General features: G+C 67.8%; 9 protein-coding genes. 5 read left to right on the forward strand and 4 right to left on the reverse strand.

The features are described 5' to 3' along the window. Nucleotides 1-34: 34 nt before the first annotated feature. The gene (locus ASD77_RS08365) at nt 35-859 is read right to left on the reverse strand and encodes a hypothetical protein (protein ID WP_055939877.1); all 825 of its coding nucleotides are present in this window, start codon (nt 857-859) and stop codon (nt 35-37) included. A gap of 30 nt (nt 860-889) precedes the next feature. Beyond that, nucleotides 890-3772, reverse strand: coding sequence for a serine/threonine-protein kinase (locus ASD77_RS08370; RefSeq protein ID WP_162247616.1), 2883 nt, complete (start codon nt 3770-3772; stop codon nt 890-892). 354 nt (nt 3773-4126) lie between these two features. Between ASD77_RS08370 and ASD77_RS08375 the strand changes: the two genes are divergently transcribed. After that, a complete protein-coding gene (locus ASD77_RS08375) occupies nt 4127-5497 on the forward strand; it encodes a DUF11 domain-containing protein (protein ID WP_055939882.1) in 1371 nt (456 codons plus the stop codon). A gap of 673 nt (nt 5498-6170) precedes the next feature. Beyond that, entirely contained in the window at nt 6171-6488 is a 318-nt protein-coding gene (locus ASD77_RS08380) for a hypothetical protein (RefSeq protein ID WP_162247617.1), read from the forward strand. An 89-nt stretch (nt 6489-6577) separates the two neighbouring features. On the opposite strand, the gene ASD77_RS08385 is transcribed toward ASD77_RS08380, so the two are convergent. After that, entirely contained in the window at nt 6578-6964 is a 387-nt protein-coding gene (locus ASD77_RS08385) for a DUF6165 family protein (protein WP_055939885.1), read from the reverse strand. Nucleotides 6965-7046: 82 nt separating this feature from the next. Here ASD77_RS08385 and ASD77_RS08390 point away from each other — a divergent pair, with 82 nt between their 5' ends. From ASD77_RS08390 to ASD77_RS08400, 3 genes are all read left to right on the forward strand, one after another. Continuing rightward, nucleotides 7047-8336, forward strand: coding sequence for a glycoside hydrolase family 2 TIM barrel-domain containing protein (locus tag ASD77_RS08390; RefSeq protein WP_055939887.1), 1290 nt, complete (start codon nt 7047-7049; stop codon nt 8334-8336). 61 nt (nt 8337-8397) lie between these two features. Then, nucleotides 8398-9639 (forward strand): MFS transporter, encoded by a 1242-nt coding sequence (locus ASD77_RS08395; RefSeq protein WP_055939889.1) that lies wholly within the window; start codon nt 8398-8400, stop codon nt 9637-9639. 150 nt (nt 9640-9789) lie between these two features. Further along, nucleotides 9790-11916 carry a methyl-accepting chemotaxis protein gene (locus ASD77_RS08400; RefSeq protein WP_055939892.1) on the forward strand — a complete coding sequence of 709 codons (2127 nt, stop codon included), beginning with the start codon at nt 9790-9792 and terminating at the stop codon, nt 11914-11916. Nucleotides 11917-11931: 15 nt separating this feature from the next. On the opposite strand, the gene ASD77_RS08405 is transcribed toward ASD77_RS08400, so the two are convergent. Further along, on the reverse strand, nt 11932-12510 hold the full coding sequence (locus ASD77_RS08405) for a mechanosensitive ion channel family protein (RefSeq protein WP_055939894.1): 579 nt from the start codon (nt 12508-12510) through the stop codon (nt 11932-11934). Between the last annotated feature and the right edge of the window lie 164 nt (nt 12511-12674).

A 12674-nucleotide genomic window follows, 5' to 3' on the forward strand; every position in this document is an offset into this window, starting at 1 on the left:
GCCGGCGCGCGTCGCCAACGTACGAGGGCGGGTATCAGGCGGTCGCGGCCGGCGCGGCGTCGAGCAGCAGCGCCAGCGCGGTCCGCAGGTCGCTGGCGCCCTCGTTGCCGTCGTCCGGCCGGTCGCGCAGGGCGGCGTGCAACGTGAGCAGTGCGGCTTCGTCCAGGTCGCCACGCAGCACCAGCGCCAGCACGGCGCCGGTGCGCAGGTGCGGCAGCAGGCCGGTCACGAAGGCGATGCCGTGGCGGGCGGCGAGCGCCTGCAGCGCGCGCCTTTGTAGCCACAGGTCGATCGCGCTGAAGGGCGAGGTGGCGCCGGGTGAGGAGAGGGCAAGCGCAGTGAGGCGGGCATCGTCCGGCGCGTCGCGCGCCACGATATCCAGCGCGACCGATACGCGGGGTAACCGTTCGTGCAGCATCGCGTCGTTCCAAGGTGGACCCGGCCGGTCGCGAAGGCCCAGCCAGCCGGCGAGGTAGGCGTCCAGTTCGACGCGCGCCACTTCCAGCGGTGGCAGGACGTCCGGTGCCAGCCGGTCCGCATGCAGACCCGGCCAGGCATGGGGCAGGACGAGCACGGCACGCCACTCCGCCAGGCGGGCGTGCACCGATGGCGTCACCCGTTGTTCGATTGACGCAGGCGGTTCGACGCCGTTGATGACATCTGTCCAGGCACGGCACATCGCCACGATGGCCACGAGAGTGTCCTTGCCTACCGATAGCGCTCCCACGAGCTGGCGCCAGTTATCCGCTTCCTGCAGGTGGACAGGAAGAAGCAGCGGATCGGTCGCAGGCTGCTCGCCGCGGGCCAAAGCCCGGACACGCTCGGCGAGCGCGGCGCGCTCGGTGCAGTGGCCGCACATGTATTCAGTCCCGTCCCACGAGGAGAATCATCACAGCGACACCTTGCCGGTTCGATCGAACATCGTCAGACGCATCGCCGCTTCCTGCGCCATCGAATCCTCTGGTCGGATCGCCACCAGCGCGTCAGCGGAGCGCACCAACCAGTGGCGCGCATCGACGGTCTTACCGGCCCGGGCAAGCAATGCACCGCGCAGCGCGCAGGCCAGCGAAAGCGAGCGACGGTTGTTGTCGGTGGACAGCCCGCTGTGCGTGCCGGCCAGCGCCGGGTCGGCGAGGTAGTCCTCCAGCGCAGGAATGAGTGCGTCGAGGATCCGTTCCGCCGCCGCGTCATCGTCGGCCTGGTACGCCAGTCGTGCACGCTCGAAGTCGTTGCGGAAGTAAACGCTGTAGGTGGGAGGGAAGGCCTTCAGTGTGGCCACGTTCGCCTCCAGCAGCATGCGCGCCCGCTGCAGGTCGTCGGGGGCGCCACGCGCCTCCAGCGCTTCGGCCAGTGAGAGTCGGTCCAGCGGGCGCACTGGCAGCCCGCTGCGGCCGAAGCTGGCCTGGACCGACTCGAACCGGTGGATGGCCTCGGCCAGTTGCTCCATTCGGGACTGCGGCGATGCCTCCGGCCAGTACAGCAGGCGCCGCGCGATCATGAACCGCACGTGCTGCACCGCGTTGTGATCCTCGGGGTATGCGGCGCGCAACAGCGCTTCGGCCTGGCGAAGTAGCGTGATGCTTGCCGCCTTGCGGCCCTGCCCCAAGGCGTACTGCAGCGCGCGCACCTGGAGCAGTTCGGCATACTCCGGGTGTTGCGGGCCGTAGTGCCGCGTGATGATCTGTTCCGCTCGATCCAGCGCGTACCCGCAGGCGTCCAGCTCGCCGCTACTGCACTTGAGCGCGGCGACGATGCGCAGGGTGCGTCCGACCAGCGGATGTTCTTCGCCCAGCAGGGCGCGGTAGTCGGTCAGCGCGCGCTCAATCAACGCGTGTCCCTCGCGGTATCGCTCCTGCATGATCAGGTTCTGGGCCCCCACCCTGCGCGCATCACTGGCCAGAAGCGGGTGCGACCTGCCTGCGAGCGCCACGGCATGCTGCGTATCGCGGGCGGCGTCGGCGAAGCGCTGCAGTCGGATGGCCCACTGTGCACGCTGCGTCAGCAGTTCCGCTTGCGCTGGCGCATCGTCGGCCTGGCGCGCGACCCCGATGGCGGCGTTCAGCATGCTGCGAGCTTGTGCGTGGTTGGCCAGGTGCCAGTGCGCACGCGCCAGCTCGGCCAGCACTTGCTGGCGAACCCGCGGATCAGCGTCCTTCGGCAGCGACCGCAATGTGCCTTCGGCCAAGCGAGCGGCGTCGCGGGGCTGGCCCTGCAGGTTGAGCAAGGCCGCCAGCGTCGCCCGGGTTCGGCTGCCGGTTTCGTCGTCTTCATCCAGCGAAGCGGCTTCGTGCGCGAGTGCGGCGGCGCCCCGGTAGTCGCCCAGCACCGCGTGGTTGCGCGCCAGAATACCCAGACCCTGCGCAAGCACCTGCGGATGCCGGCCCATTGGCAGGCGACGCATGCGTTCTTCGGTCTCCTGGAGCAGCCCGCGCGAGGACATCGGCGTCTCGCCGAGTCCGGACAGCGTGGCGGTGCCCAACGTTTTTTCAAACACCTCGCCCATCATTCGTGCCGCTTCCGCGGCTTCATCTGCACGGCGTTGCTTCCAGGCCAGGGTAGACAGGCTGCCGGCGATGGTGGCGACCAGCACGCACGCGAGTCCGGCGGCCAGCCGGTGGCGCACCAGGAACCGTCCCGCGCGGTAACCCCAGCCGCCCGAGCGCGCCGCGACCGGGCGTGCATCCAGCCATGCGCGCAGATCCGCGCCCAACCGCTGGACGCTGTCGAAGCGATCGGCGGGCTTGTGGGCGAGGCAGCGCAGCGCGATCGCGTCGAGATCGCCGGCCAGACGCTGCGCGAGCATCGTGGAAGTGCGGCAACCGCGACGACGGGCGGCTTCGGCGGAAGCGCCAGCCGCCAGCTGCGACAGGGCAGCGGTGGCGACCTCGTCCACACTGGCGCCGGCCACATTCATCAGGTGCGACCGTGTGCGCGGCAAGGCGCCGGCTAGCAGACGGTACATGACCATGCCGAGCGACCAGATGTCGGCAGCGGCCGCGGGCGTGGCGCTGGTCGTCGCTTCGGGTGCGGCATAGGCATGCGACACGGCCAGGCGCTGCGTGCGGTTCGAGCCGTTCAGATAGACGCCCAGACCGAAATCCACCAACTGCACCTGCCCGGCATCGGTCACCAGCAGGTTCGAGGGCTTGATGTCCTGGTGCACCACACCTTGCGCATGGGCATATTCAAGTGCCTCGCAGGCCTGCAACAGCAGGCCCACACGCTCGCGCACGCTTGCACGTCGGCTGTCGCACCAGGCGTCGATGGGCGTGCCCGCCACGTAGCGCATCGCGAACCAGGGATGCCCGTCGGCGTCGATGCCGCCGTCGAGCAGCGGCACGACGCCGGGGTGGTCCAGGCTGGCCAGGATCTCGCGCTCGCTGCGAAAGCCATCGATCAGCCGCTCGCTGGTCCGGTCCTGGCGGATGCACTTCAGGGCGACCCTCTGCTGGTACTGCCCGTCGGCGCGCTCGGCCTCGTAGACGGCGCCCATGCCGCCGGTGCCGAGCAGGCCGGTAATGCGCCATGGGCCCATGCGCTGACCCAGCCGGGTATCCGGCTCGTCGGGCTCGTGGAACAGCAGTCCGTCGGGGAGGTCGAGGAAGGCGTTGCGCAGTTTGCTGCCGTGGGGCGGCGTGACGTCGGATGCGAGCAGCCGCCGAAGCGCCTGGTGAACCTCAGGTTCCGTGGCGGCGAGCTGGTCGAGGGCTTGCTTGCGGGCAGCGCCGGACAGCGAGACGAAGCGGTCGAACAGGTCCAGCGCGCGAAGCATGGCGGAATTCATGGGGGGTCGTTGAACGGCGGGGCTGCAGACAGGGAGACGCCTTGGCCTGGAACCGGCGCCCGGGTACGCTGAGGGTGAACTGGCTATATCGCGAGCGTCATCACGGACAGGACGCTCGGTCTCGCCACCGGGCGGGGATGCCTGGTGTTCGCCGGAGGGGGGCAATCGTATTCGCCGAAAGCACTCTGTTGACGACGATAGGGTGCCGTGTCCTGATTCCTTCCCGGAACCCGATTAAGTCGGCAGCAAGGTCACATGCCTGCGGCACAGGGTCATAGTTGAAGCCTCCCTGTCGGTCGTTCTTGCCGCAGCCATCATTCGAGTCAGGACGTGGGGAAGCTAATGAAGACGTGTACGGTGCGCCAGGGCATGGCAGCGGCTGTCATGGGGGTCTTGTTGCTGGTCGGGGCAACGGCGCGGGCGCAGACCTGTCCGACGGGTAGCACCAATCCGCTGGCCCCCTACGACAACCAGGGGCCTAGCCAGACCATCATCAATGCCAACAACGTTTACGTCGGCAATTCGCGACTGCAAGTCACGCACGCCGTAGTCGGAGGGGCGGCGGGCATCCTCAATACCAACATCATTGACAACGACCACATCGACGCGGACGTGGGCGTGCGGATTGGCCACAACGGCAACGCGGACTCGGCCACGCGCTACATCCTGTCGACCTATTCGTTCCGCAGTCCAGACCTCGCTCAAGCATTACCGGTTAGCAACTTGACATTCCGGATCCACGATCTCGATGCGGGCGACAATGTGACGGTCAACGCTTACGACCAGAGCGGAGGTCTCATTGCAATCACCACCAGCATGTACAGCTTCAATCCCGGCGGGACCATCATCACCCGGGTCTCGGGCACCAATCGTTTCAGCTCGCCGAACACCAACGTTGATGATCTTCGGGGTACGGTCTATCTCGATTTCTCGGGATTGCAGATCTCCCGGGTCGAGCTGGTCTATTACGACGTCAACGCCACCGGTACTTACACGGTCGCTGACCTGAAGGCCTGCAATCCCACGCTGACACTGCGCAAGACCACGCAATTGCTTGCGGGCGGACCGTTCGGCTTCACGCTGACCAACACCTCGCGCAATACCGGTGCAACGGTCACCACAAGTGCTGCAAATGCGCCGGAGCAGGTGGATGGCAATGCCGGCACGACAGGCGTACAGGTCTTCGGCATCACCGCCCCCAACACCGCGGTGACCATCAACGAGACCGGCCTGCCCACCGGCTGGATGCTAGTCCCGGCGGCAACGACCTGCACCAACGCAGGCGGCGCGACGATCGGTACTCTGTCCGGCACCACCTACACCATCCCGGGTGGCGCGACCGGTCACACCTTCCCCGGTGCCGCGATCACCTGCACGTACACCAACATCGCGCCGCGCTCGGAAGTGCAGGTCACCAAGACCGTCGCGCCGAGTCCGGTGGTCACTGGGCAGGTGGCGACTTACACCATCGTCGTGCGCAACAACGGTCCGCAGGCGGTCTCCAATGCCGTGCTGGCCGACGTGGCCGGCGCCGGACAGAACTGCAGCGTGCCCAGCACCACCGCGACCTGTGTCGCCGCGGGTGGCGCAACGTGCCCCGCCTCGCTGCCCGTGGCTACGCTGCTGGCCGGCGGCGTCACCATACCCAGCCTGCCGCTCAACGGTCAGGTCATAGTGACGCTCCAATGCACGGTGACGGCGACGGGGTTCTGAAGCTCGTGCAGCCCGTTGCCTTAGGGCAACCTGGTGCCCAAGGCTCAACGTGGAAGTTTTCTTCGATGACGGTGCAAGAAGCCCCGTCATCCCACCCATGAGCTGGGGCAGCGGAGCAGAACGCTTCGTCATCTCACGTTAGCGCCCCGCACGTACGCCTTCTTGGTGCGATGTATCACGAAAACACATCGTCGGCCGAGCAAAAAACTGCGTCCTCGCCCCTCCACGCCGCGCGAGCGGACCGCCTTGCCCCGTCGTCCCACGTTAATGCTACGCGCACGCAGAGAGGTGCTCCGGTGAGTTCGCGTGGAACTACGATGCGCGTGTGTCTCAAGGCAGCGAACGTTAGATGTCTGAAACTGTGAGCCATTTTCCCGTGCCATCGCTTTGGATATTCGCGGGTGGCGCGCTAGCCTGCCTGAGGTCGCCATCGGATACGGCGACTTTCCCTGCACATGGAAGAGGACACGCAATGACGCAGACCCTGGTGGATATGATGGTCGGCACCGACAGCCTGGCGCGTATGGACAGCGTCATCACCGAGCTGTAAGCGGCACTGGAGGCTCTGGTCTCGATGACGCCGGAGCACCGGCGCAGCCTGCCCAAGAGAGGTGAGAGATCCGAGGCGTTCTGTCGCACCGCGACCAACGTAGGGATGCAGCACCGTGGCCTGATGGCGCGCGACCTCGGGATGGAGGCATTCCAGCGGGACATGCAGGCGCTGGATCTGCTGCGGCCTCGCGTCCTTCGCATCGCGCATCTCAACCAGCGTGCCTCCGTCACCGAGATTGCGCTCGTTGGCGACTTGATGTCATCGTCGCTGGGGGTGTACGACGTGAAGATGTCCGGCAAGGGCAAGAGCCCGGACGACGCTCGCCGCAACGTGGGCAGCCGCCTCCGCGCGCGCTCAGCGGCGAACCTTCGCCGGCAGACGCTCAGGCCGGGTGATCGGCGACCACCCGCAATGAGACGCTGGAGGTCCCGCACGTAGGGGCCTTCTTTTTCGTGTATCGCCGACGACCGGCATGCGACGTTGGCCCGACCATCCGCGAACTGTCGTCCCGCCTGGGCGGGCGGTGCTCAGGCCTGGTACTGCTTCTCTTCGATGAAGCGCGAGCCGGCCAGGCGGTTGATGGCGTTCTTCACCGTGATGCGCTCACCGTTGCGCTGGGCGACGGCGCGGGCGAGGGTGACGAACTCGTCGTCGAAGGTCTGCGCGGCTTCCTTCGCACGCAATGCATCCTGCACGTCCCACATGCGCTCGTTGATCGCGCGCAGGTCCTGTTTCATCGCCGACAGTTCCGCCTGCGCGAGCACCAGCGGTTCCCACAGCGTGCGCAGGCCCTCCAGTTCGACCTGCACGTGCGCGCGCTTGCCGGCATCGTCGATGCGCTCGGCCTTGATCTCGAGGATGGTCAGCTTGTCGGCCAGTTCGCCGATGGAAACGGGGATCAGGATGGTGTTCATGCCGGCATTCTAGCGCTGCCGCAGTCGGCGACGCGGTGCGTGGCATCATGCCCCCCGTCCTCGATGACCGGAAAACGCCCGCATGCTGCAGCGCCTGTTCGTGTCCATCCTCGCCCTGGCCGCGCCCGCCTGGGCCCTCGCGGCGCCGTCCCAGGTCCGCATCGTGCAGGAAGCGGGTGCGTACGTGATGCGCGTGGATGGCGAGCCGTTCCGGGTGAAAGGGGCCGGCATGAGCGGCGACGGGCAGGAAGCGCTGGCCGCCCGCGGAGGCAATTCGTTCCGCACGTGGCGCACCGGCATGGACGAGGCCAAGGTACGCGCGATGCTCGACCGCGCGCAGCGCAACGGACTGAAGGTGGCGATGGGCATCGAGGTGGGCAACGAGCGCCACGGCTTCGACTACGACGACGCGGCGGCGGTAAAGGCGCAACTCGCCCGCATCCGCGCCGAGGTGAACCTCTACAAGGACCATCCCGCCGTGCTGATGTGGGTGGTCGGCAACGAGCTCAACCTGCACTACAGCAACCCCAAGGTATGGAATGCCGTCGACGGCATCGCCGACATGATCCACCGTGAAGATCCCCACCATCCGGTGATGACCACGCTCGCGGGCTTCGACAAGAAGCTCATTGATCTGCTGAAGACGCGCGCGCCATCGCTCGATCTCATCGGCATCCAGCTGTACGGCGACATCGGTGCGCTGCCGGAGAAGCTGGCGAGCAGTGGCTGGACGGGCGCGTACGTAGTCACCGAATGGGGCCCGACCGGGCACTGGGAGAGCCCGTTGACCACGTGGAAGGCGCCGATCGAGGATGACGCGTCGCGCAAGGCGCTGCTGTTGCAGCAACGCTACGAACAGGTGATCGCCGCCGACACCAAACAGGGGCTCGGTTCGTACGTGTTCCTGTGGGGCAACAAGCAGGAGCGCACGCCCACGTGGTACGGCCTGTTTCTGCCCAGCGGCGAGAGCACGCCGGCGGTGGATGCCATGCAGTACGTGTGGACCGGTGCCTGGCCCGACAATCGCGCGCCGTCGATCCGGCCGCTGCGGCTGGACCGTCGCGTGGCGATAGACAGCATCGTGCTGGCGCCCGGCGCGTCGTATGCGGCACAGGTCGAAGCGAGCGATCCCGAGGGCGATCCGCTGCGCTATCGCTGGACCGTGCTGCACGAGAGCACGGCGACCAGCATCGGCGGCGACCGCGAGGACGTGCCGCCGCAGGTGGCGCTGTCCATGCAGGAAGACGGCCACGGCGGCATGACCTTCACCGCGCCGGCGGCGCCGGGCGACTACCGGCTGTTCGTCGAAGTCCATGACGGCCACGGTCACGCGGCGTACGCCAATCTGCCGTTCCGGGTGGCGCCACGTTGACCCGGCCGCTGCGTTCCACCCGCGGCGTCGACGCTGCTGTTGCGGTGCAGCATAATGGCGCATGGATGTCGCCCCGCCCCCTGTTTCCCTCCCTTCCGTCACCGAGACGCTGACCCCGCGCCAGGTCGGCCTGATCCTGTTCGCGCTGACGCTGGGCGGCTTCGCCATCGGCACCAGCGAGTTCGCCAGCATGGGGCTGATGCCCAACATGGTGGCGTCGCTGGGCGTGACCGAGCCGCAGGTCGGGCACCTGATCAGCGCCTATGCACTAGGCGTGGTGGTCGGCGCGCCGCTGCTGGCCATCCTCGGTGCGGGCTGGAAGCGCAAGACCCTGCTGCTCGCGCTGATGGGCTTCTATGCCGTCGGCAACCTGGCCAGTGCGCTCGGGCCTACCTACGAAAGCCTGCTGGTGTTCCGCTTCATCGCCGGCCTGCCGCACGGCGCGTACTTCGGTGTCGCCGCGCTGACCGCGGTGGCGATCAGTCCCCCGAACAGGCGCGGCCGCGCGATCAGCCTGGTGATGCTGGGCCTGACGCTGGCCATCCTGATCGGCAACCCGCTGGCGACCTGGCTGGGCCAGCTGATCGACTGGCGCTGGGTGTTCGCAGCGGTCGCTCTCGTCGCAATGGGCACAGCGCTGCTCCTGGCGATCTGGCTGCCGGCGGGCATCGATGGCCTCAAACCGAAGCCGCTGGACGAACTACGCGCCTTCAACCGTGTGCCGGTATGGCAGGCACTGGCGATCGGCGCGATCGGCTTTGCCGGCATGTTCTCGGTCTTCAGTTACCTCGCGCCGACGATGCTGGAGGTGACGCGCGTGTCGCCGGCGTGGATCCCGCTGGGTTTGGCGGGCTTTGGCGTGGGCGGGGTGATCGGCAACTTCGTCGGCGGCTGGCTGTCGGACCGCTTCCAGCTGCGCGGCGCGTGGATGGTGCTGGCCTGGGCGATGGCGGCGCTGCTGCTGTTCCCGTTGCTGGCGAACAGCTTGCCGACGATCCTGCTGGCCACGGTGATGATCGGCCTGATGGGCGCACTGGGGCCCATCCTGCAATCGCACCTGATGGACGTGGCCGGCGATGCGCAGACGCTCGCCGCCGCTTCGCACCATGCCGCGTTCAACACTGCCAACGCGCTCGGCCCGTGGCTGGGCGGCATGGCGATCACCGCCGGCTACGGCTGGACGTCGACCGGTTACGTCGGCGCCGCCATGGCCGTGGCTGGCCTGCTGCTCTATGCGTGGGCGCGGCAGACCTTGCGTGCGCACACCAGCGTTGCCGACATCGTCTGCGAACCACAGCGCTGACAGCGTGCCGCGCCGCAGCTGCGGCACTGTCATCAAAATGAAATAAAGAGGCAGCCGTTCCCGAAACGAAGAGCCGCGGCCGCGCTCCGTCAATTTCCGGCGTGGCGCGCCGTTATGACGATGCCTTCTCCTCATCGCTGTGCCATCGCCATGTCTTCGTCATCTGCCTCCCGTTCCCTCAGCCTGCAGACCAAGTTGCTGGGTGCCCTGACCCTGGGACTGACCGTCATCCTGCTGTGCGCGCTGGCGGGACTGGGCTCGGCCTGGCTCAGCCTGTCCACCGACGTGCAGGTGCAGGTGGCGCAGGCCGCCGACGGCGAGCGCCTGAGCCGCGATTTCCGCGTGCAGGTGCAGGAGTGGAAGAACATCCTGATCCGCGGCCACGACGACCAACAGCGGACCAAGTACGTGGCCGCCTTCGATGCCAAGGGCCGCGAGGTCGCCGCGCTGGCGCAGGATCTGTCGAGCGGGATCGCCGATCCGCAGGCGCGCCGTCTGGCGGCGGATTTCGCCGCGCAGCACCGCGAACTGGAAGGCAACTACCGCGCGGCGCTGGCGCAGTTCGCCGCCGCCGGTTACGACACGCAGACCGGCGACAATCTGGTCAAGGGCATGGACCGGCAACTGGGAAAGACGCTGGAAGCGCTGGTGGCGCGGACCAAGACGATCGCCGAGGCAGCTGTGGTCGCGCGCTCGCAGGAAGCACGCCGCACGCTGGTGACCTGCGCCGTGCTGTCGGTGGCGGCGGCCGTCGTGCTGGTGCTGCTGCTGGCATGGTGGATCCGTCGCTCGGTCATCCGCCCGGTGATCGACGCCGCCGCGTCTGCGCGCGCGGTGGCGGCGGGTTGCCTGGACCTGAAAGTGGCATTGCGCAGTGGCGACGAGATCGGCCAGCTCGGCACAGCCATGCAGGTCATGACGACCACCTTGCGCGACGTCATCGCCGAACAGGGCGAGATGGCGAGGCAGCACGACGAAGGCAGGATCAGCTACCGCATGGACGATGCGCGCTTTCCCGGCGAGTACGGCCGCATGGTGCGCGACACCAATGCGCTGGTGGCCTCGCACCTGGCGGTGATGCAGCAGCTGGTGGACCTGATGCAGCGCTACGCGGTGGGCGACCTGTCGACGGACATGGCGGCATTGCCGGGCGAGAAGGCCGCGCTGACCGACGCCATGCGCACCACCAAGCAGAACCTGTCGGCGATCAACGACGAGATCACCGGCCTCGCGCGCGCGGCCGCGGCCGGCGAGTTCGGCCAGCGCGGCCATGCGGAGCGTTACCAGTTCGACTTCCGCGCCATGGTGGAAGGCCTCAACCGCCTGATGGAAACCACCGACGGCAACCTGGCCGAAGTCTCGGAACTGCTCAAGGCCGTCGCCCGCGGCGACCTGACCGCGCGCATGGAAGGCGACTTCCACGGCGTGTTCGCCCGCATGCGCGATGATGCCAACGCCACCGTGCAGCAGCTGACCGGGATCGTGGGCCGGATCCAGCAGGCCTCCGGCACCATCAACACCGCCGCCAGCGAGATCGCCGCCGGCAACAGCGACCTGGCACGCCGCACCGAACAGCAGGCGGCCAACCTGGAGGAAACCGCCGCCTCGATGGAAGAACTGACCTCCACCGTGCGCCACAACGCCGACGCGGCACGCCAGGCCAATCAACTGGCCGTGAGCGCGGCCGCCGTGGCGTCCGACGGGGGCAGCACCGTGGAGCGCGTGGTGGAGACGATGGCGCAGATCGAGCAGTCGTCGCGGAAGATCGCCGAGATCATCTCGGTGATCGACGGCATCGCCTTCCAGACCAACATTTTGGCGTTGAACGCGGCGGTGGAGGCGGCGCGGGCCGGCGAACAGGGCCGTGGCTTTGCCGTGGTCGCCTCGGAAGTCCGCACGCTGGCGCAGCGCAGTGCGAATGCCGCCAAGGAGATCAAGGGCCTGATCGAGAACTCGGTGGAGAAGGTGTCCGATGGTTCGGTGCTGGTGAACCAGGCCGGCGCGACCATGGCCGAGATCGTGGCCAGCGTGCAGCGCGTGACCGACATCATGGCCGAGATTTCGGCGGCCTCGCAGGAACAGAGTGCCGGCATCGAACAGGTCAACAAGACCATCGTGCAGATGGACGAGACCACCCAGCAAAATGCCGCGCTGGTGGAAGAGGCCTCCGCCGCCGCACGTTCGATGGAAGAACAGGCGCAGGCGTTGTCGGCGTCCGTTGCGGTGTTCAGGACGGAGCTGCGGACACCGTCCCGCCCGCTGGCCGCCGCTGCCTGAGCGCGGCAGCGCGCGTTACTCGGGCGAGGACGCCGTCGGCGGCGCGCCCGAGCGCCAGCGCCGCGTGGTGCGCTGGAAGAACTGGCTGTTGGGAATCTGCAGCACGGTGTCGCCGCGCAGGGCATCTTCTTCCAGCAGCGTGGTGTAGAGCAGGTTGATGTCGATCACGCGACCGCGCAGCCCCGGTTTGTCGCCGTTCTCCAGCACTTCGATGTGGTCGTGCACGCGGAACGGCCGCGTGGTCAGGATCAGCACGCTGCAGAAGATGTTGGACAGCACGCTCCACGCCGCGAAGAACGCGACGGCGGCCACGGCGGTAAAGCCGGTGAGCGCGGTCCACAGCACGCTGCCGGACACCCCCAGTTGGCCCAGCGCCGCCATGAATGCCGACACGTAGACCAGCACGCCCAGCAGCCGTCGCGCGCTGACCGCCACTTGCGCCGGAAGCTTGTAATGGTCGCAGATGCGCCGCACCACGATGCGCAGCAGCCGCAGCAGCAGCCAGGCGGCGACCAGGATGGCGAGCGCCTGCGCCACCGGGACGGCCATGACGGCCCATTCCTGCAGCCAGGCGGGCAAGGGATGGCGGCTCATCGGTCGAAGGGCGGAGGCAGGGGCGTTGCCGCGCGGGGCGGGTGTGTCATGCGGAAAGGGTCGCCCGGCGCGCCCGCAGGGTCAACCGGGAATGCGCTTCGCTGCCCTCCATTTGATGGTTGTTTCACGGACATGCGGAATGCTGGGGCACGCGTCGCCCCCTG

Source organism: Pseudoxanthomonas sp. Root65, assembly GCF_001427635.1.
In the GTDB taxonomy this organism is placed as follows: domain Bacteria; phylum Pseudomonadota; class Gammaproteobacteria; order Xanthomonadales; family Xanthomonadaceae; genus Pseudoxanthomonas_A.